Consider the following 20,232-nt stretch of genomic DNA (forward strand, 5'->3'; position numbering starts at 1 on the left):
GGGGTCATCCCTTCGGGGTGTTGGACAGCAGTTCGACGCTGGCGTCGAACTGCCACAGCGGGTTGGGTTGGTCCCCGATCGGGGTCCGCACCTGGAAGTAGCCGTTCACTTCCTTCGGCCCGTCGCCGTCGGCGACGAACCGCCCGTCTGAGGTGACGTCGAGCTGGTAGATGGCCTGACCAGTCGCTTCGACGCCGGGGAGATGCCAAGAGACGACGCACCGCCAGTCGTTGCCCGGTCCTTCCTGGGCGACGAGGCCGCCGCCCTTCTGGCACTCCGACGTGACGCCGAGCTGGGCTTCGGTCACGGCGGGGCGGTGCAGTTCGTCGGTCTGCAGGCGGTAGAGGTGCGCGAACGTGGTCGAAAGCGACTGCTGCACTTTGTCCTGCGTCACGCCGGAGCCGAGCGACGGCGTGGCCACGGCGATCACCGCGAAGGCGACCACGATCAGCCCGACCAGCGGCAGCGCGCCGGCGGTGATCGTGCGGCGGGCCGAGCCGTCGTAGCTCAGGTTGGTGAAATCGCGGCGCAGGAACAGGAAGTAGGCCAGCGCGGTCGCCACGACTGTCCACACGAGACAGACGAGGATGCTGACGAGCAGCGGCCCGGCTTGCGCGGGACTGGTGAACAACCCTTCCCACGCGATGAACGAGTACGTCGGCAGCGCGAGCCGCACGGCCACGGGCAGCGGCAGCAGCTGGGCCACCGCCATCCCGAGCGCGACGACGGCGGGCAGCAGCAGGCCCATCGGCGACCGGCCCAGCGCGACGGACCCGAGCAGCCCGACCGCGGCCAGCGCGAGCGTCGGGGCCAGCGCGCACACCCAAGCGAGCAGCACCTGACCGGCGGCGGCGCCGGGGGAGAGCAGGTGCCCGTCGAGGCCGACGAGCTGATGGTTGCCGGCGCCGAGCACTCCGCCGATGATGCTGGACACGGCCAGGCCGGCCACGAGCACGAAGATCACGGTGAGGCTGGCCAGCACCTTGGCCACGAAGATCCGCCGGTACGAGCGCACGGCCACCAGCAGGTGCCGCCAGGTGCCGAGCCGGTCCTCGGACGCGAACACGTCACCGGCGACCACCGACGTGAGCAGCGGGAGCGCGTAGCTGCCGGCGAACCCGAGCATCACGAGTGAACCCGCCCAGCCGGTGGCGTTCATCCAGCGGCCGAAGACGGTGTCCACGGGCAGGTCGCTCTGCTGGCTCACCGCGGCGACGAACAGCGCCGGGGCGATCCAGCAGGCGAGCACCAGCAGGCGGACGCGCCACTGGGAGACGAGTTTGACCAGCTCGAAACGGTAGCCGCGGGCCACCGAGGCAGGTGCTTCGCGTGCGGTCGGGGTTTCCGGTGTGCCCGGCGTGCCGGGTTCGGTGAGGGTCGCGGTCATCGAGCGGACTCCTGCTGCTGAGACGCGGTTTCGGGCGCCTCTTCGGATTCGGTGAGGGCGAGGAACGCGGCTTCCAACGGGGACACCACGGGCGCGAGCTCGCGAAGGGCCACGCCCGCGTGGACGAGGCGCACCACGAGGTCGTCGAGAGCGGGCACCAGCGCGCGCACCACGAGGACACCACTGTCCTTTCCGGACTCATCGCCGAGCCGGATGCCGGGGGTTTCGGCGGCGAGCTTCCGCGCGGACTCGCGATCGGAAGTCACGAGCCGGTAGTCGAGCTCCTGGCTCTCCGAAGAGAGCTTGCCCAGCGGGCCGGTGAAGACGACGCGGCCGGTCGCGATGATCGTGACCTCCGAGCACAGCGCTTCGAGGTCGTCCATGCGGTGGCTGGACAGCACGACGGTGGCGCCTTCGGCCGCGAGCCGCTTGAGGACCCCGTGCACGTGCTTCTTGCCGGCGGGGTCGAGGCCGTTGGCGGGCTCGTCGAGCACGAGCAGCCGCGGGCGGGTGAGCAGGGCGGCGGCGAGGCCGAGCCGTTGACGCATGCCGAGGGAGAAGCCGCGCACGCGGTCGTCGGCGACGTCGGTGAGCCCGACCTGGGCGAGCGCGTCGTCGATGTCGGCGGTGCGGGTGTCTCCGCCGCGCAGGGCGGCCAGCGCGGCGAGGTTCTTCCGCGCCGTGAGCGAGGGGTAGAGGCCGGGGCCGTCGACGAACCCGGCAACGCCGCCGGGAGCGTCCAGGGTCCGCCCGACGGGCGAGTCGAGGATCTCCAGGCGGCCCTCGTCCGCGACGGCGAGGCCCAGCAGCAGACCCAGCAGCGTGGTTTTGCCCGCGCCATTCGGCCCGGCCACTCCGTGGATCTGCCCCTGGGCGACGTCGAGATCGATTTCGTCGAGCGCGACGACTTCGCCGAAACTTTTGGTGATTCCCCGAGCCCGGACTGCCAGAGGTGTGTCCATGGTCCCTTTGCTTTCGTCGTGAAACGTGCGTCAGGAACTTAGGGACAGCAAATTAATCTCGAACCGGTGCCGGGTGAACGATCGGGGAACGGGGCTCGGACGAAACAAGTCGCACTCGTGGATTGTCCGAGTTAAATCGTGATCTTGCCTTGAGTTAACTGTCACCTTGCATTAGGAGAGCCGGAACAGGGCTCGCGCGTTGTCCCTGCCGATCTTGCGACGGTCGGGTTCGTTCAGGGGTGCGGAGTCGAACCAGCCGGCCGCGTGGTCGACGTTTTCGAACGGCCAGTCGGTGGAGAAGAGCACGCGATCGGCGCTGAGTTCCGACATCGCGGCGAGCAAGGACTGGGTGTGGAAATTGCCGGACGTCGTCACGTAGAAGTGCTCGGTGAAGTATTCGGTGATCGGCCGTGCGGCGGGATAGGGGAGCGCGGCATTGGTCCATTTGTTGTGGTGGTCGATCCGCCAAAGGGAGTAGGGCAGACCTTCGCCGAGATGACCGAGAATGATGGTGACACCGGGGTGGCGGTCGAACAGCCCCGACGCGGCCAGGCGCAGTGCGTGCACCGCCGTCTGCTGGCCGAACGCCCAGGCCGGGCCGAGCAGCCACTCGTGGCCGGCGTACACGCGGGCGTCCTGCGGCAGCGGGTTGCGCGGGTGCAGGTAGAGCGGCACGCCGAGGCGTTCGACCTCGGCCCAGAACGGCAGGTACTCGGGGGTGTCGTAGTAGGTGACGGTGCCGGCGTCGTCGAGCTCGGTGAAGCTGTTCACGAGCGCGCCGACGAACCCGAGCTCCGTGACCGCGCGGCGCAGCTCTGCCGTCGCGAGGTCCGGGTCCTGCAGCGGCAGTGCGGCGAACCCGCGGAACCGGTCGGGCCGCGCGGCGACGTGCTCGGCGAGGGTGTCGTTGGCGCGCCGGGCGAGCTCGGCGGCCTTCATCGCGTCCGGGATCCCTTGCACGGCAGGGGAGTTGAGCGACAGCAGCATCAGCTCGATGCCGTGGGTGTCCATCAGGCGCAGCCGCTGGCCGTCGAGGTCGAGCAGGCGGGCGCGCAAGGTGGGCCACAGCGCGGGAGGAGCGTAAGGCTCGGAGTCGCCGAGTGTGTCCTCGGTGGCGAAGTGTTCTTCGAGGGCGATCTTGCCGTCCACAGTGGAGGTCCTTTCCGGATCAGGCCTGTTCGCGCTGCGCGTCTTCGAGCTGGATCTGCCTGACGCGCACGGGGTTGTGCAGCGCGGCGATGTGGACGCCGAAGAACAGGTGCCACACGAGGATCGCGAACGGGAACTTCCAGCCGTGCCCGAACGAGAAGAACCCGAGCCCGGTGCCCGGCCGGTAGATCAGCGGCGCGAGCAGGCCCGCGGCGACGAGGGCGAGGATCGTGCAGAAGGTGAGTGCTTTCAGTAGGTTTCCGGTGTTCGTGGCGCGGAAGGGCAGCTTCGGGTACGCGAGCAGCGCGAAGACGAACACGAACGCGATCCCGTTGAAGTAGTGCATGAACTGCCCGGCGAAGTACGACGCGGCCGTGCCCTCGGGGGTTGCCGGCGCGGCGACGTGCCCGTTGTGCAACGGCCACGGCAGCTCCGGCAGGCCGATGGCCGGCATGAAGTAGCCGGCCGTCGTGGCCATTTGTGTCGCGACGAACGCGGTGACCAGCAAGGCGCCGACGGGGTGGCGCCCCGACCAGCGGAACCACTCCCGGTCCGGGCGGAGGTCGGTGAGGCCGCGTGACGTGGCGCGTTCAGGCCGGGGCGCGACGATGCTCGTGGACACTGGAGTCTCCTTCGGCTCGTCCACTTATGTGCAGCGAGTTTACGAAAAGTGGATAACGGTGTCCAGGGGTGGGCGCGCTCGGGCGACGACCGGCGTGCTTTTGGGTGGTGTGGCTGAGGATTCGGGCTGGGGTCAGCCGGCCGCGGGGCCGCGTCCGCCGAGCTCTGCCGACGCGGCGGTGGTCGTGCGCAGCAGTTCCTCGGTGGCGCTCGCGACCTGCTCCGGGCTCGCGTGGCCGACGGGCATCGCGAGCGCGACGGCCAGCGGCAGCGGCGTGGCCTCGGAGAACACGGGGGCGGCGACCGTGGTGACGCCGGGGATCATGGCGTCCGTGGTCACCGCGGCGCCGGAGCGGCGGACGTCGCGGATGACGCGGGTGAGCTGGGCCGGCGAAGGGACTTCGGGTGCCGCGCCGGGGTCGAAGTCGCCGCGCAGGACGGGGGCGGTGATCGTCTCCGGCAGGTGGGCGAGGAAAACGCGGCCGACCGACGTGGACATCAGCGGCAGGATCGCGCCGACCCGCACGGTGATCGGCAGCACGTGGGAGCCGTAGTGCCAGCCGACGATGACCGGCCCGTGGTCGCCCCACACGGCGAGGTTCACGGAGTGGCCGGTCCGGTCGCGCAGGCCCGGCAGGTGCTCGGAGACGACCTCGACCTCGTCCATGCGCCGCAGCGCTTCCATGCCGAGGCGGCGCAGTGCGGGGCCGAGGTCGTAGCGGCCGGAGTTCGGCGACTGCGCGACCAGGCCTTCTCGCGACAGGCTGACCAGGTAGCGGTGCACCTTGCTCGGCGCCATCCCGCTCGCCTCGGCGACCTGCTTGAGGCTCATGGGACCCGGGCCCTGCTCGAGGGCGCGCACGACCGTCATCGCGATCTCGACCGACTGGATGCCCTGGCGGTCGTCTTCGGGTTCCCGGGCTGCCACGTTCTGGACTATACGGCCGGTCCGGTGCCGGACCCGGTGGGGTGAGCCGCCTCGGCGAGCCGTGGTCTGCCCTTGTGTACGGCGGTGGTTCCCGGGCGCACCTCGACAACTCGTCCACTTTCCATAAACTCGATGCAGATAAGTGAATTCTGTGGCCGCGCGGGCGGCCCACGAGGAGGTAGTGGTGAACGAGCGGAATCTGGGTCGCCGGGCGTTGCTCAAGGGTGTCGCGATCACCGGGGCCGCGGCGGCAGTCGCGACGGTGCTGCCGGCGGGGACCGCGGGCGCGGCTTCTCGGGGGTATGGCTCGGGTGGGGGTGTGCGGCAGGTTCCCGGCATCGGCACGGTCATCGACACCTCCCACGCGACGCCCGGCGTCTCGCGGGTGCTCAGCGCGTACTTCCTGGCCAAAACCGGGAAACAACCCGAAGCGACGATGGCGCAGATCAACCGCGCGCAGATGAACTACCTCGACGCCGTGACCGGCGAGATCTGGCCGTCGTGGCAGTCGCTGCACGATCTCTTCGCGAAGAACATGCCGAAGTGGCCCGCCGACGGGAAGTCCTACGCCACGCGCATCCTCGGCGACGACCGCAGCGCGATCGTCTTCTTCTCCAACACCCCCGGCCTGTTCGCGCCCGGCGAGATCCGCGCCACCGGCGTGGTCAACCTGCAGGGCGGCAGGATCGCGCGCTGGGTCGACTACTGGGACGGCCGCCACGTCGGCATCGACTACGTGCGCGGCAAGCGCGAGCCGTTCCCGGCGGATTTCAAGGAGGGGACCGTCGGCGAGACGGCCGCCTCCGTGATGCGCCGCGCGGTCGACGGCCTCGCCGGCGCGCTGGCCACCGGCGCGTCGACGCGGCAGTTCTTCGCGGAGGACGCGGTGTTCGAGGACGTCGCGGCGCACGTGTTTCTCGTGGGCCCGGCCGCGATCACGCGGTTCCTGACCTCGGCGCGTGACCTGCTCCCGTACGCCGGCCCGGGCTCGGCCGTGCGCCACACCTTGGGCGGCGCGCTCGGCGGCGGGTACGAGTGGACCTCTCGCGGCCCCGCGCCCCACGGCGTCACCGGGCTCGAGCTCGACGCGCGCGGCCTGATCACGCGCGCGACCGCCGTCTGGGACGGCTCCTTCGTCGACGACGCGACGCTCGCCGCATTGGCGCAGAAGGCGGTCGAGCACTGATGGCGGCGGGCGATCCGGATTGGCGCCGGTGAGGTTGCCGGGCGGGAGAAGGGGGTTCGGCGTTCTTCGGCCGAACCCGCTTCTCCGCGTGATCAAGCGTGGGCGATGGTCCAGGTGTCCACGGTGTGGAAGCCGAGCGTCCGGGCGAGCTGCTCGTTGGCCGGGTCGATCGCCAGCAGCCCGCCCCGCAGTCCGAGCCCGACGGCCACGACCTCACCGCCCACTTCGACCACATACGGCGACGCCGCGGGCAGATCGAGCGCGGCGCCGCTGAGCAGATCGCGCACACTGTCGGCCGGCACGCCTGTGGCCGCGACGGAAACGTCGAGGAACGTCTGCGCGTAAGCCCCGTCGACGCGCCGTACTGTCGCACCGGGCGGGGTTGTGTCGAATGGTGTGGTGTTCTTCTCGAGAACGGCGAGCGCACGCTGATCCTGCACCGTGAGCCCGTGACTTTCCGCGAGCTCCGTGAATTCCGGCGTCGCGGCACCCCTGGTCCGCAACACCCACGGCGCCCCGTACTTCGGCATTTGTGCGGCGAATTCCGCCATTTCCGCGACGCTCGCGTTTTCCGCGATCCCGAACACGCCGTTCATCCGGGCCTGGCTCTGGAAACTGACCAGCAGCGCGCTGCCTTTTCCGGCTTGATCGACTGACCTCGGCAACGCGCTGAGCAGGTGTTCCGTGGCCTGGAGCCAGCTACTGTTCGCCGCGTCGGCCAGACCTCGGCCCCGCGGCGCGGCCATCGCGGGTGCCGCCATCAGCACCACCCCGGCACCGTCGGCCAGGCCTGCCTTGAGCACGTCCCGTCTTTTCACGTCATTCCTCCTCGGGGTTCTCGCCTTCGAACCTAAGGCGCCAGAGGAGGATTTCGCCGCGACCGAGGACTGCAGGGCTCCGGCACTGCCCTTTCTCTCATTTCAGCGGAATATTCCGCTTGCGATCTTCAAGAGTGTGAACAAATCTCGGTGGTGCCGTTCGTGGAAAACGTTTCCGCGAACATGAATGCACTTCGCCGATGGTGCTCAGCGGTTCCAGAACCAGTCCTTGCCCCGCGCCTGCTTGAGGGCCTGCTTCTTGCGCTCTGGCGTCAAGCGGTCCAGGTAGAGCATGCCGTCCAGGTGGTCGGTCTCGTGCTGCAGACACTGGGCCAGCACGTCGACCCCCTCGACCTCGATCGGCTCGTTGCGCAGGTCGACGCCCCGCACCACCGCGTGCTTGGCCCGCACGGTCGGAAACCACAGCTCCGGCACCGACAAGCAGCCCTCGTCGATCTCGTGCGTCTCCTCCGACAACGAGACGATCTCGGGGTTGATCACGTAACCCGTCAGGCCGCCCACGTCGTAACTGAAGACCCTCAGCCCCACCCCGATCTGCGGCGCCGCCAACCCCGCGCGCCCGTCCGGCTTCACCGAGTCCATGAGATCCGTGACCAGCGCCTCGACCTTCTTGTCGAAAGTCGTCACGGGATCGCAGACCGTCTTGAGCACCGGGTCCCCGAAGTAGCGCAGAGCGCGCATCGCCATGATCGAACGTCCTTCTTCCCGCCGGGTATCCGGACGAAGTGTAATGACCACCGGGTCCGCCCCCACCCGGCACCCGCGCTGGTCAGCCCCGCAGCACGAGCCCTTCGACGCCTGCCGCCGCTCGCGGCGATGCGTCCGCCACCGGGTGCCGCCTCGGTGGCGGCCAGGGCCCGCGCCACGCAGCCGGCCGGCCACAGCCTCTGCGGGCAGGCCGACGCATGCGGCGGTCAGGCTGATGGCTGCGGTCGCTTCGGCGCCGATCGGACTCCGCGGTGGCCAGGCTCGCGCTCGCGGGGCTTCGGTTTCGCCGTTGCCCGTGGAGCACAACTGCGCACCGGCAGGCCTTCGGCGTCGCGGCTTCTTGCCTGCGGCTGCCAGGCGTGTTGCCGCGGCTTTGGCGTCCGTCCGGACACTCGAATACTTGGACACTCGAATACTCAGGCGCGCAACCGCAGCCCCTTCGGTGTCGCCCGGAAGCCGGCTTCACGGAGGATGTCGGCGAGTTCCGAGGTGAGGGCTTGTTCGCCGTCGGCGCGTTGGACGGCCAGCTGGCCCAGCCAGCCCTCGCGGACGGCGGTGGAGAGGCCCGCCGCCGCGGCTTGGAGGGGGGCGCGGTCCTCGGTGAAGCTGAGCAGGGACCGGCCGCCGCGTTCGACGTAGAGGGCGGGGACGCCGTCGACGAGGACCGCGAGGGCGCCCGCCTTGCGCGCCGGGCGGTGTTTCGTGTCGCCTGTGGCGGCCGGCCAGGGCAGGGCCGCGCCGTAGGGCTGGGCGGGGTCGGCGGCGGCCAGCACCACCGCGCGGTCGCTGCCGGCCCGGGCCGGGGAACCGGACCAGCCGTCCGCGCCGGGCGCAGGACCGGACAGGGCACGCAACCGGTCGACCGCACCCTTCGCCGCGAACTGCGCCGCGCCGAGGCCCTCCACCACGTACCCGCGCACGACCTGGCCCGAATCCTCCATGCCGCGCAACACCTTGTAGATCCCCGAAAACCCGCCTGTGACCCGTTCGGTGTCGAGCGCACCGCGCGTGAGCACGCCGTGCCGTTCGAGGAACGCCTCGGTGCGCGCGTGGGCCCGGCGCGTCGGATCGGTCTCCCGCGCCGGCGTGAGAGCCCAGCGGCCCGCGACCGTCGGCGGTCCCGTGCGCGACGGCATCGCCGGGCGCCCCGCCCGCAGTCGCGCATACCGGCCGCGCGGAGCCTGCCGCCGCGGTTTGTGGGCGCCGTGGCCCGCGACCTGCGCGCGCAGCGGCGCCAGCGTGTCGCCCGTGACCAGGCCGGCCCACACGAGGTCCCACAGCGCACCGGCGATGTCGCCGTCGTTCGGCGGCGACTCCAGCTGCGGCGAAACCCGGTCCACCAGCTGCCGGAAGAACAGTGCACCACCCTCCAAAGTGGACAGCAGGGCCTCGTGGACCGGGCTCGACGGCGCGTTCTCCTCGACCTCCGGCAGCAGCAGGTCGGCCACGTCCGTCGGCGCCAGCGCCAGCCACCCGTCCCCGCCGGACAGCGCGCCGCAGCCTGCCCACGTGACCTCGCCGGCCGTGGTGAGCTCGTCGAGCAGCGCGGGGGAGTAGCCCGGCAGCCGGCTCGGCAGGATCAGCGACTCCACGGCGCTGGCCGGCAACGGCGCGCCCGCCAGCTGCTCGACCACTGACAGCACGTCGTCAGCCGTCGGCGCCGAGCGCATCCGCGCGCCGATCCCATGCCACGACGGCAGGAACCGGCCCAGTGCCGCGGGCTCCACCGGCTCGACTTCCGCCCGCAGCTTCGCCAGCGACGCTCGCCGCAGCCGCCGCAGCACTGCCGCGTCGCAGTATTCGAGCCCCACACCGTGGGTGTCCGGGTGCCCGACCGGGCTCAGTTCACCCCGGACCAGCCGGCCCTGCCCAGTCATCCGCTCCAGCACGCCCGTGACCACGGCCGAACCGAGCCCGAACCGAGCGGCCGCCGCCGAAGCCGGGAACGGTGCGCGGATCCGCGCGTACCGCCCGAGCAGGTCGCCCAGCGGATCCTCCACCGGTTCCGTGAACGCCTCGGGCACCCCCACCGGCAGCGCGACCCCCAGCGCGTCGCGCACCCGCCCGGCGTCCTCGATCGCCAGATACCGTTCCTCGCCGGCGATCCGCACCCGGATCGCCCGCCGCGCGGCTTCCAGCTCCTCCAGCCACTCGGGCTGGATCCCTCGTTCCAGAGCCTCCGCAGTGGACAGATCACCCAGGAATCGCAACAGGTCGGCCGCGTCCTCGGCCGAACGCGCGTGCCGATCGGGATCGAGCCGCTGCAGTGACCGCTCCACCTCGCGCACGGCATCGGGATCCAGCAGCTCCCGGATCGCCTCCGTGCCGAGCAGTTCGGCCAGCAAACCGGAATCCAGCGACAACGCGGCCGCCCGCCGCTCGGCCAGCGGCGCGTCGGTCTCGTAGAGGAACATCCCGACGTAACCGAACAGCAGGCTCCGCGCGAACGGCGACGCCGCCGGCGTCTCCACCTCGACCAGCCGTACCCGCCGCGCCCGGACGTCGGCCATCAGCTCCCGCAGCCCGCCCACGTCGTAGACGTCCTGCAGGACCTCCCGCATCGCCTCCAGCACCACGGGGAACCGCTCGTACTTCGCCGCCACCGACAGGAGCTGCGACGCTCGCTGCCGCTGCTGCCACAACGGGGTCCGCCGCCGCGGATCGCGCCGCGGCAGCAGCAGCGACCGGGCCGCGCACTCGCGGAACCGCGCGGCGAACACCGCCGACCCGCCGACCTCCGCCACGATCAGCTGCTCGACCTCCTCCGGGTCCAGCAGCACGTCGTCGGCGCCGATGGTGACCTCGCCGCCCTCGGCGTCGAGCGCGTCGGGCAGCCGCAGCACGATGCCGTCGTCGGAATGCGCCACCTGCGCGTCGACACCCCGGTTCTCCCGCAGCCGCGCGGCGATCGCCAGCGCCCACGGCGCGTTGACCTGCGCCCCGAACGGCGAGTGCACCACGATCCGCCAGTCGCCCAGCTCGTCGCGATAGCGCTCCAGCAGGATCGTCCGGTCGTTCGGCACGTGCCGCGTTGCCGATTTCTGCTCTTCCAGGTACGCCAGCAGGTTGTCGCACGCCCGTTGGTCGAGCCCCGCCGCCGCGGCCCGGTTCCGCGCCGCCTCGCTGTCCGAAGTGGACAGCTCCCGCACGAACGCGCCCAGCGCCCGCCCCAGCTCCAGCGGCCGCCCGGCCGCGTCGCCCTTCCAGAACGGCATCCGCGCGGGCTCGCCCGGCGCCGGCACCACGATCACGCGGTCGTGGGTGATGTCCGTGATCCGCCACGACGACGTGCCCAGCAGGATGGTGTCGCCGACGCGCGACTCGTACACCATCTCCTCGTCGAACTCGCCGACGCGCGAGCCGGGTTTGTCGTCGGCCCCCGGCGTCATCACGGTGAACAGCCCGCGGTCGGGGATCGTGCCGCCCGACGTGACCGCCAGCCGCTGCGAACCCGGCCGCCCGTGCAGCTCACCGGTCACGCGGTCCCACGTGATCCGCGCCCGCAGCTCGCCGAACTCCTCGCTCGGGTACCGCCCGGCCAGCATGTCGAGCACCGCGTGCAACGCGTCGTCGGGCAACGCGGAGAACGGCGCCGCCCGCCGCACCAGCGCCGCGATCTCCGGCACCGTCCACGACTCGAGCGCCACCATCGCCACCACGTGCTGCGCCAGCACGTCGAGCGGGTTGCGCGGGTACCGCACGGCCTCGATCGCCCCCGCGGCCATCCGCTCCGCGACCACCGCGCACGACACGAGGTCGCCGCGGAACTTCGGGAACATCACGCCGGACGACACGGCCCCCACCTGGTGCCCGGCGCGCCCGACCCGCTGCAGCCCCGACGCGACCGTGGGCGGCGCCTCGATCTGCACCACGAGGTCGACCGCACCCATGTCGATGCCCAGCTCCAGCGACGACGTCGCCACCACGCACGGCAGCCGCCCGGACTTGAGCTCCTCTTCCACGTGGGTGCGCTGCTCCCGCGACATCGACCCGTGGTGCGCCCGCGCGATCGTCGGCGCGGCACCGGTGGTGAGCCCGGATTGCCCGATCGCCTCGGCGGGGAAGGCGTCGCCGGCCCGCAGCTCCGTCTGTTCGGCCGCCAGCTCGTTGAGCCGCGCCGTGAGCCGTTCGGTGAGCCGCCGCGAGTTGGCGAACACGATCGTCGACCGGTGCGACTGGATCAGCTCCAGCACCCGTTCCTCGACCGCGGGCCAGATCGACGGCCGCTTCACCTCGGCGCCCGCAATCTCCTCCTGCGTGCCGATGCCGCCCTGAGAAGGCAGCTGCGACAACGACGTGAAGTTCTCCAGCCGCTCCATCGGCGACGGCGCCGGCCCGTCGAGGTTCGCCATGTCCTCCACCGGCACCTCAACGCGGACCTCGATGGTCTTCGCGAGCTTCGGCTGCACCACCGTGACCGGTCGCCCGCCCGCGAGGAAGGAGCTCACCTCGTCGACCGGCCGCACGGTGGCCGACAACCCGATCCGCTGCGCGGGCTTCGGCAGCAGCGCGTCGAGCCGCTCCAGCGACACCGCCAGGTGCGCGCCCCGTTTGCCGCCCGCCACGGCGTGGACCTCGTCGACGATCACCGTCTCCACGCCCGCCAGCGACTCCCGCGCCGACGACGTGAGGATGAGGAACAGCGACTCCGGCGTGGTCACCAGCACATCAGGCGGAGTCTTGCCGAACGACCGGCGCTCGGCCGCCGTGGTGTCGCCGGTGCGCATGCCGACCTCGATCTCCGGCACCGGCAGCCCCAGCCGTCGCGACGCCTGCGAGATCCCCGCGAGCGGCGCGCGCAGGTTGCGCTGCACGTCGACCGCCAGCGCCTTCAGCGGCGAGACGTAGAGGATCCGGCAGCGCTTGCGCGGCTCCGCCGGCGGTGGTTCCACCGACAGCCGGTCGAGCGCCCACAGGAACGCGGACAGCGTCTTGCCGGACCCGGTGGGCGCCACCACCAGGGCGTGCTGCCCGGCGTGCGCGGCCCGCCAGGCCCCTTCCTGCGCCGCGGTCGGCGCGGCGAACGCCCCCTCGAACCACGTGCGGGTCGCGGGGGAGAAGAGGTCGAGGACGTCTGCTGCCACGTCCTCCATGATGCGCGGCACCCCCGACAGTTTCCGATTCCCGCCGTCGCGAACGGTCCCCTCGCGGCGAACGCCCAGGTCACGGCGCCGCCGACCACCCGACCGGGCGACCTGGACGTGCACTGCGTCACGCCCAGGGCCACCCACCCCGAGCCCTCTTACCCACCCCGAGCCCTCTTACCCACCCCCTCCAGGCGACCACAGCGCGAGATCGCGCCGGCTTCCGGATGGGGCGGTGCGATCGGCCCCCGGCCGATCCGACCGCCCCATCCGGAAGCCGGCTCAAAGGCGATCTCGCACGCCCCGGCGAAGCCGGGGCCAAAAACACCGAAGCCCTTCGCATGGGAGCATCACGCCAGCGCAGCTATGTGTAGGGGGAATCGAAGTGCGGATCCTGTCGGTGGACCTGGGGACGTCCAACACCGTCGCCGTCCTTTCGGCGCACGGCAGGCCGCCGCGGGTCGTCGAGGTGGACGGCTCGGCCAACATGCCCTCGGCGATCTTCGACGGCGAGGACGGCACGATCATGGTGGGCCGCGACGCCGAACGCCGCGCCCGCCTGGACCCCACCCGCTTCGAGCCCAACCCGAAGCGCCGCATCGACGAGCAGACGCTGCTGCTGGGCACCGACGTCGTGCCCGTCAACGAAGCGCTCGCCGCGATCCTGCGCCGCGTGCTCGACGAGACCACGCGCCAGCTCGGCGGCGAGCAGCCCGACGAGGTCCGCCTCACGCACCCCGCGCAGTGGGGGCCGGTGCGCCGCAACGTCCTGCTGTCCTCGGCGCGGCTCGCGGGCATCGGCGCGAGCGTGGTCCTGGTGCCCGAACCCGTCGCCGCGGCCGCGCACTTTGCGTCGTTCCCGGGCAAGGGGCTCGCGCCCGGCCAGGCGCTCGCGGTGTACGACCTGGGCGCCGGCACGTTCGACGTCGCCGTGGTCGGCGCGACGCAGAACGGCTACGTCGTGCTCGCCGAGGACGGCCTGCCCGACCTCGGCGGCCTCGACGTCGACCAGGCGCTGATGGTGCACGTCGGGCGCGAGGTCTCGCACTCGGATCCCCAGCGCTGGCAACGCCTTCTGCGGCCGGAGTCCACGGCGGACCGGCGCACGCGGCGCGCGTTGCAGGAGGACGTGAAGGCGGCCAAGGAGGCGCTGTCGCGGCACCCGCAGACCGAGGTACCGATGCCGGAGCCGTTCAAGGACGTGCTGGTCACGCGCGGAGAACTCGAAGGTCTGGTGCGCCCGGCGATGCTGCGCAGCGTGGAGCTGCTCGCGCGCACGCTGCGGGCGGCCGGGCTGACGCCGGATCGTCTCGCGGGCATCTACCTGGTCGGCGGGTCGAGCCGGCTGCCGCTGGTCGGCTCGATGATCGCGGAGAAGCTCGGCGTCGTACCCGCGAGCCTCGACCAGCCGGAGACGGCCGTGGCGCTGGGCGCGCAGCACGTGGCGCGCGACGGGCTGTCGATGCGGACGCAGAACGTGGAAGGTCAGGTCGCGGCCGGTGCGCCCGCGTATGCGCCTGGTGGGTATCCGCCGCCGCCCCCGCGGCAGCCTCCGGCAGGGTACGCGCGGCCGTCGTTCCCGGCGGGGCCGGCGCCGTCGAACTTCCCGACGTACTCGCCCGCCACCGCCGCCACTGCCCCGGCGAAGAAGAAGAGCCGCGCGAAGCTGTGGATCGGCGTCGCTGCGGCGGTGGTCGTGGTTCTCGCGGCGGGGCTGACGGTGTTCCTGACGTCGTCTTCTTCGGCGCAGACCTACACCGCGGACCAGTGCCGCACGCCCGGGCAGGCCGACGCACAGGGCCTCACCGGGTGCCTGCGCCAGCTCGCGGGGAAGATCGCCGACACCGGCGGCTGCCGCCCGGGCATGGGCAACGGCCCCGCCGCGCCCGCGCAGAGCCTCGGCGCCACCTCGACGTGCGCGGCGCCGGGCCGCGCCGGCTCGCAGGTGACGTACGTGCAAGGCACGTCGGCCGCCGTGCTGAAGCAGTACACGGACGGGCTGCTCGCCTCCGCCGGCGGCGACCGCGTCGAGGCCGCGTGGAAGGGCAACGGGCTGGAGGGCCACTACTCGTCGGCGGCCGGGCAGAACGCGGCGGTGCTGGTGTTCACTGTGTCCGACCGGCCGCTCGTCGGCTTCATCTACCAGGTCAATTCCGCAGGTCAGGGCGCTGCGCCGACCCCAGGGACGCTGGCGGACTACTTCGAGCAGAGCGTGCAGCCCGGCGAGTGAGAGGGTTTCGTTCGCTGCCGCGGCGCGAACGGCCCGTTCGCGCCGCCGGCGAGGCCGCGAGCTAGCATTCGGCCGATGCGTATCACGGTGTTCCGGCGGCTCATGGCGGACGAGTTCGGCCCCGGGCGGGCCGAGGTCCTGGCCCAGGACCACGTGCTCAGCGGGCTCGGCGGGAAGACCATCGACCAGGCTCTGGCTGCGGGGATCTCGGCGAAGCAGATCTGGCGCGAGGTGTGCGAAGCCTTCGACATCCCGTCGGAGCGGCGCTGACCTGCGGTTTCCTGGTTCGCCCCGGGGAAGGGGAGCTCGGCAGGGCGAAAAACCCTAGCGGACGGGTGTGTCGCCACAACCCTCGAACACTTGTTCGTCTACAGTGTTGTGCACACCGGGGGCCGGCGATCCACAGATCGGTCGCCGTGCCGGGAATTGTCGGTCCCTCCCCGTAGCGTCGGACCGGACAGAGCTTGATCTGGACAACCGAACAAGCCACACAGGCCAACCAGCGAGGTGGACCCCAATGCCAGCAGCACCCGACAAGGACAAGGCGCTCGAGCTTGCCCTTGCGCAGATCGACAAGCAGTACGGCAAGGGCTCGGTGATGCGCCTCGGCGAAGAGGGTCGCGCGCCCATCGCCGTGATCCCCACCGGTGCGATCGCCCTCGACGTCGCGCTCGGCATCGGGGGGCTGCCCCGCGGCCGCGTCGTCGAGATCTACGGCCCGGAGTCCTCCGGTAAGACCACGGTCGCCCTGCACGCGGTGGCGAACGCGCAGAAGAACGGCGGCATCGCGGCGTTCATCGACGCGGAGCACGCGCTGGACCCGGAGTACGCCAAGAAGCTCGGCGTGGACACCGACGCGCTGCTCGTTTCCCAGCCGGACACCGGTGAGCAAGCGCTGGAGATCGCGGACATGCTGATCCGCTCCGGCGCGCTCGACATCCTGGTCATCGACTCCGTGGCCGCGCTCGTGCCGCGCGCCGAGATCGAGGGCGAGATGGGCGACTCGCACGTCGGCCTCCAGGCCCGCCTGATGAGCCAGGCGCTGCGCAAGATGACCGGTGCGATGAACAACTCCGGCACCACCGCGATCTTCATCAACCAGCTGCGCGAGAAGATCGGCGTCATGTTCGGCTCCCCGGAGACCACGACCGGTGGTAAGGCGCTGAAGTTCTACGCCTCGATCCGCCTCGACGTGCGCCGCATCGAGACGCTCAAGGACGGCGGCGAGCCGGTCGGCAACCGCACCCGCGTCAAGGTCGTGAAGAACAAGATGGCCCCGCCCTTCAAGCAGGCCGAGTTCGACATCCTCTACGGCCACGGCGTCTCCCGCGAAGGCTCGCTCATCGACATGGGCGTCGACCAGGGCATCCTGCGCAAGTCCGGCGCCTGGTACACCTACGAGGGCGACCAGCTCGGCCAGGGCAAGGAAAACGCGCGGAAGTTCCTGCGCGACAACCCGGACATCGCCAACGAGATCGAGAAGCGCATCAAGGAGAAGCTGGGCATCGGCGCGCAGGTCGACGCCGAGGTCGCCGAAGCTGCGGTTCCGGCGCCAGTCGACTTCTGAAGTCGATCGGAAGGGTGAGTTGCGTTCGCGAAACGCGCTCACCCAGCGGATCGATTCAGGTGTCCTGTGGGGGTCGAACCCCCACACCCCCGCCAGGGGGCAAGCCCCCTGGACCCCCGGCGGGGTTGCGTTGGTGAGGTGAGTTCGCCCGCGTGGCCGGGTCGGCCCGGGTGGTGGGGGAGTGATGGTGCTTCGTCGGGCGGAGAGGGCGCGGCGGGGCGGGAGTGTGTGAGAGAGGAAGGGCGTAGTGGCGAGGGCGCCGAAGGTGGAACCGGCGGAGCTGCCGCCGGAGGAGCGGGCCAAGAAAGCCAAGGAGATCTGCTTCGATCTCCTGGCGGCGCGCCCGCGAACTGTCGACGAACTGCGGCAGACGTTGCGGCGCAAGGGTTTCGACGACGACACCATCGAAACCCTGCTCGGCAAACTCGACCGCGCCGGCCTCGTCAACGACGCCGAGTTCGCCGAGATGTGGGTCAAGGCCCGGCACGCCGGCCAGGGCCTCTCCCGCACGGCGCTCGTCGCCGAGCTGCGTCGCAAGGGCGTCGACGACGAGATCGCCACGCAGGCCGCCGGCGAGGTCGACCGCGAGGCGGAGGAGCAGCGGGCCCGCGAACTCGTCCGCAAACGCCTGGGCTCCCTCGGCAACGTCGACGAGCAGACGGCCATCCGCCGCCTCCTCGGCTTCCTCGGCCGCAAGGGCTACCCGCAGGGTCTCGCCTACACCGTCATCCGCGACGAGCTCCGCGAGTTCGGCGCCGAATCCAGCCTGCTGGACGACGCCACCATCGACTGAACCGCCCCGGAGCTACTTGTTCCGAAGCGAGCGGCCCTGCCGTTCCCCGCCCCGCGCAGAGAACGGCAGCGCGAACCTCAGCCGCGCAGCGCGGCGGCCTCGGTGGCCAGCTTCTCGACCGTCCCGAAGTCCTTGGCGGCCAACAGCTTCGCCGGCGTCAGCCACGAGCCGCCGAGGCAGCCGACGTTCGGCAGCGCCAGGTACGACGGCGCCGAGTCCACGGTGATCCCGCCGGTCGGGCAGAAGCGCAAGTCCGGCAACGGACCCGTCAGCGACTTCAGGTACGCCACTCCGCCGCTGGCCTCCGCCGGGAAGAACTTCAACGCCGTCAGGCCACGCTCGGCCAAGCGCATTGCCTCGGACACCGTCGCGGCACCCGGCAGGAACGGCAGGCCCGTGGCGAAACAGGCGTCGAGGACGGCGTCGGTGCAGCCCGGCGTCACCAGGAACTTCGCGCCGGCGTCGGCCGCCTGCGCGGCCTGAGCCGGCGACGTCACGGTGCCCGCGCCCACGACAATGTCCGGCACCTCCGCGGCCACGCGCTCGATCGCGGCGAGCGCGACCGGCGTGCGCAGGGTCAGCTCGATCACCCCGATCCCGCCATCGAGCAACGCGCGCGCGGTGGGCACTGCGTCGTCGACATCGTCGATCACGACCACGGGCATCACGGGCGAAAGGGCGAGCAGGTCCGAACCGGTGGTCACTGACCGACCTCCTGGGTTTCCAAGGTGTGCAACGGCAGTCCGAGTGTGCCCCGCCCGGCGGGGGCGTCGCGGAGCAGGTCCAGCTCCGCCGTCAGCGGGCCGAACACGCTCGCGCCCTGGTCGGCGGGACCCACCGCGCGGCGCAGCGCGCCGAACAGCTCCCGTCCGGTGCCTTCCACGAAAGCCGGCGGTGCGTCCAGAAGATCACGACGTGCGAACTCGTCGGCGTCGACCAGCACGTCGAGCGTGCCGGAGCGCGCGTCGAATCGGACGACGTCACCGTCGGCGATCCGGGCGATCGGCCCACCCACCGCGGCCTCCGGCGTGACCTGGATGGCCGCCGGGATCTTGCCCGACGCGCCCGACATGCGCCCGTCGGTGACCAGCGCGACCTGGAAACCGCGGTCCATCAGCACACCCAGCGCCGGCGTGAGGCCGTGCAGCTCCGGCATGCCGTTGGCCTGCGGCCCCTGCTGCCGCAGGACCACCACGACGTCGCGATCCAGCTCGCCGGCCTCGAACGCGACCGCGAACGCCTCCTGCGACGTGAACACCCGCGCCCGCGCCTGCACCACGCGGTGCTCCGGCGCCACCGCCGACACCTTCGTCACGGCCCGGCCGAGGTTGCCGGCGACCATGCGCAGCCCGCCGTCCGGCGCGAACGGCCGCCACACCGGGCGCAGCACGTCCTCGTCGAGGCTGCGGGTGGGCACGTCGCGCCACACCAGCTCGCCGTCGGACAGGATCGGCTCCTGCGTGTAGCGACGCAGCCCGAACCCGGCGACGGTGTGCACGTCCTCGTGCAGGAACCCGGCGTCGAGCAGAGTGCCGACCAGGAACTGAATGCCGCCGGCAGCGTGGAAGTGGTTGATGTCCGCGCTGCCGTTCGGGTACACGCGCGCCAGCAGCGGCACGACGGCCGAGAGGTCCGAGAAGTCGTCCCACGTCAGCTGGATGCCCGCCGCCGCGGCGATCGCGACGAGGTGCATCGTGTGGTTGGTCGAACCACCCGTGGCGAGCAGCGCGACGATGCCGTTGACGAACGCTTTTTCGTCCAGCACCAGGGAAACCGGCGTGTACGACTCGCCGCGCGACAGCTCGACCACGCGCCGGCCGGCCTCTTCGGTGAGGGCTTGGCGCAGCGGCGTGTTGGGCGGCACGAAGCTCGCGCCCGGCAGGTGCAGGCCCATCACCTCGACGACCATTTGGTTCGAGTTCGCGGTGCCGTAGAAGGTGCACGTGCCGGCCGAGTGGTACGACGCCGCCTCCGCGTCGAGCAGGTCCTCACGTGTTGCGAGACCCTCGGCGTACAGCTGACGCACGCGGGCTTTTTCCTTGTTGGGCAAGCCGGAGTTCATCGGCCCGGCCGGCACGAGGATCGCCGGCAGGTGCCCGAACGACAGCGCGCCGATCAGCAGCCCGGGCACGATCTTGTCGCACACGCCCAGCAGCAGCGAAGCGTCGAACAGGTCGTGGGACAGGGCGATCGCCGTCGCCATCGCGATCACCTCGCGGCTGAACAGTGACAGCTCCATGCCCGGCCGCCCCTGCGTGACCCCGTCGCACATCGCGGGCACGCCGCCCGCGAACTGCGCGACTCCGCCCGCCGCACGCACCGACTTCTTCAGCCACGCGGGGTACTCCTGCATCGGCTGGTGCGCCGACAGCAGATCGTTGTAGGACGACACGATCGCGACGCCCGGCGCGCGCAGCTCGCGCAGTGCCGCCTTGTCCACGCCGTCCATCGCGGCGAACCCGTGGGCGAGGTTGCTGCACGCGAGACCGCGGCGCACCGGGCCTTCTTCGTGGGCGGCGCCGCTACGCGCGAGGTGGGCGGCGCGCGTTTCCGCGCTGCGTTCGACGATGCGGGCGGTGACCTCGGCGACGACGGGATGCACCGTCGTGTCGGGTGTGCTGCTCATGTCCGGCTCCCGGCTCACTGGGTGGTGGGGTCCGCGGGACGGCAGCACTGGCGTCTCAGGAACGTGACGGCCACCACGGTAGCCGGTGTGGGCCGGGTTATCAAAATCGATTCAGTAAACCGCCGGGAAACAGCGAGCCGCACCCGTGTGTC

15 protein-coding genes are annotated in these 20,232 nt (G+C 71.4%); 5 read left to right on the top strand and 10 right to left on the bottom strand.

Features of this window, described 5'->3' with window-relative positions; genetic code table 11:
- Window positions 1-4: 4 nt before the first annotated feature.
- The 5 genes from K1T34_RS29750 to K1T34_RS29770 form a co-directional block, all read right to left on the bottom strand.
- Window positions 5-1,387, bottom strand: coding sequence for an ABC transporter permease (locus tag K1T34_RS29750; protein WP_220238073.1), 1,383 nt, complete (start codon window positions 1,385-1,387; stop codon window positions 5-7).
- The gene (locus K1T34_RS29755) at window positions 1,384-2,349 is read right to left on the bottom strand and encodes an ABC transporter ATP-binding protein (RefSeq protein WP_220238074.1); all 966 of its coding nucleotides are present in this window, start codon (window positions 2,347-2,349) and stop codon (window positions 1,384-1,386) included. Before K1T34_RS29755 ends, K1T34_RS29750 begins: the two co-directional genes overlap by 4 nt.
- Before the next feature lie 171 nt (window positions 2,350-2,520).
- Window positions 2,521-3,498 carry an amidohydrolase family protein gene (locus K1T34_RS29760; RefSeq protein WP_220238075.1) on the bottom strand — a complete coding sequence of 326 codons (978 nt, stop codon included), beginning with the start codon at window positions 3,496-3,498 and terminating at the stop codon, window positions 2,521-2,523.
- Between the two features lie 19 nt (window positions 3,499-3,517).
- Window positions 3,518-4,120, bottom strand: a complete 603-nt coding sequence (locus tag K1T34_RS29765) for a hypothetical protein (protein WP_220238076.1) — start codon at window positions 4,118-4,120, stop codon at window positions 3,518-3,520.
- Between the two features lie 132 nt (window positions 4,121-4,252).
- Entirely contained in the window at window positions 4,253-5,047 is a 795-nt protein-coding gene (locus K1T34_RS29770; protein WP_220238077.1) for an IclR family transcriptional regulator, read from the bottom strand.
- Window positions 5,048-5,231: 184 nt separating this feature from the next.
- On the opposite strand from K1T34_RS29770, the gene K1T34_RS29775 reads away from it, so the two are divergent.
- On the top strand, window positions 5,232-6,233 hold the full coding sequence (locus K1T34_RS29775; RefSeq protein WP_220238078.1) for a hypothetical protein: 1,002 nt from the start codon (window positions 5,232-5,234) through the stop codon (window positions 6,231-6,233).
- Between the two features lie 92 nt (window positions 6,234-6,325).
- Here the strand turns inward: K1T34_RS29775 and K1T34_RS29780 are convergent, their stop codons facing one another.
- The 3 genes from K1T34_RS29780 to K1T34_RS29790 all read right to left on the bottom strand — a co-directional run bounded on the left by K1T34_RS29780 (window position 6,326) and on the right by K1T34_RS29790 (window position 12,873).
- Window positions 6,326-7,051 (bottom strand): hypothetical protein, encoded by a 726-nt coding sequence (locus K1T34_RS29780; RefSeq protein ID WP_220238079.1) that lies wholly within the window; start codon window positions 7,049-7,051, stop codon window positions 6,326-6,328.
- 207 nt (window positions 7,052-7,258) lie between these two features.
- Window positions 7,259-7,759 (bottom strand): peptide deformylase, encoded by a 501-nt coding sequence (gene def / locus K1T34_RS29785; RefSeq protein WP_220238080.1) that lies wholly within the window; start codon window positions 7,757-7,759, stop codon window positions 7,259-7,261.
- A 437-nt stretch (window positions 7,760-8,196) separates the two neighbouring features.
- A complete protein-coding gene (locus K1T34_RS29790; protein WP_220247484.1) occupies window positions 8,197-12,873 on the bottom strand; it encodes an ATP-dependent helicase in 4,677 nt (1,558 codons plus the stop codon).
- Between the two features lie 376 nt (window positions 12,874-13,249).
- On the opposite strand from K1T34_RS29790, the gene K1T34_RS29795 reads away from it, so the two are divergent.
- The 4 genes from K1T34_RS29795 (at window position 13,250) to K1T34_RS29810 (ending at window position 17,454) form a co-directional block, all read left to right on the top strand.
- A complete protein-coding gene (locus K1T34_RS29795) occupies window positions 13,250-15,094 on the top strand; it encodes an Hsp70 family protein (RefSeq protein WP_220238081.1) in 1,845 nt (614 codons plus the stop codon).
- A 75-nt stretch (window positions 15,095-15,169) separates the two neighbouring features.
- Window positions 15,170-15,364 (top strand): DUF3046 domain-containing protein, encoded by a 195-nt coding sequence (locus K1T34_RS29800; protein ID WP_220238082.1) that lies wholly within the window; start codon window positions 15,170-15,172, stop codon window positions 15,362-15,364.
- A gap of 247 nt (window positions 15,365-15,611) precedes the next feature.
- A complete protein-coding gene (gene recA, locus K1T34_RS29805; RefSeq protein WP_220238083.1) occupies window positions 15,612-16,661 on the top strand; it encodes a recombinase RecA in 1,050 nt (349 codons plus the stop codon).
- A gap of 265 nt (window positions 16,662-16,926) precedes the next feature.
- On the top strand, window positions 16,927-17,454 hold the full coding sequence (locus K1T34_RS29810) for a regulatory protein RecX (protein WP_220247485.1): 528 nt from the start codon (window positions 16,927-16,929) through the stop codon (window positions 17,452-17,454).
- A 77-nt stretch (window positions 17,455-17,531) separates the two neighbouring features.
- On the opposite strand, the gene eda is transcribed toward K1T34_RS29810, so the two are convergent.
- Together eda and edd are read right to left on the bottom strand one after the other, a co-directional pair.
- The gene (gene eda, locus K1T34_RS29815) at window positions 17,532-18,158 is read right to left on the bottom strand and encodes a bifunctional 4-hydroxy-2-oxoglutarate aldolase/2-dehydro-3-deoxy-phosphogluconate aldolase (RefSeq protein WP_220238084.1); all 627 of its coding nucleotides are present in this window, start codon (window positions 18,156-18,158) and stop codon (window positions 17,532-17,534) included.
- The gene (gene edd / locus K1T34_RS29820; RefSeq protein WP_220238085.1) at window positions 18,155-20,080 is read right to left on the bottom strand and encodes a phosphogluconate dehydratase; all 1,926 of its coding nucleotides are present in this window, start codon (window positions 20,078-20,080) and stop codon (window positions 18,155-18,157) included. The genes eda and edd overlap by 4 nt, the downstream gene beginning before the upstream one ends.
- Window positions 20,081-20,232 lie beyond the last annotated feature (152 nt).

Source organism: Amycolatopsis sp. DSM 110486 (assembly GCF_019468465.1).
Taxonomy (GTDB): Bacteria; Actinomycetota; Actinomycetes; order Mycobacteriales; family Pseudonocardiaceae; genus Amycolatopsis.

Bases quoted from the DNA above. Each gene is read 5' to 3' on its own strand.
- K1T34_RS29790 (WP_220247484.1), bottom strand. From the start codon at position 12,873: ATGGAGGACGTGGCAGCAGACGTCCTCGACCTCTTCTCCCCCGCGACC.
- def (WP_220238080.1), bottom strand. From the start codon at position 7,759: ATGGCGATGCGCGCTCTGCGCTACTTCGGGGACCCGGTGCTCAAGACG.
- K1T34_RS29800 (WP_220238082.1), top strand. From the start codon at position 15,170: ATGCGTATCACGGTGTTCCGGCGGCTCATGGCGGACGAGTTCGGCCCC.
- edd (WP_220238085.1), bottom strand. From the start codon at position 20,080: ATGAGCAGCACACCCGACACGACGGTGCATCCCGTCGTCGCCGAGGTC.
- K1T34_RS29750 (WP_220238073.1), bottom strand. From the start codon at position 1,387: ATGACCGCGACCCTCACCGAACCCGGCACGCCGGGCACACCGGAAACC.
- K1T34_RS29755 (WP_220238074.1), bottom strand. From the start codon at position 2,349: ATGGACACACCTCTGGCAGTCCGGGCTCGGGGAATCACCAAAAGTTTC.
- recA (WP_220238083.1), top strand. From the start codon at position 15,612: ATGCCAGCAGCACCCGACAAGGACAAGGCGCTCGAGCTTGCCCTTGCG.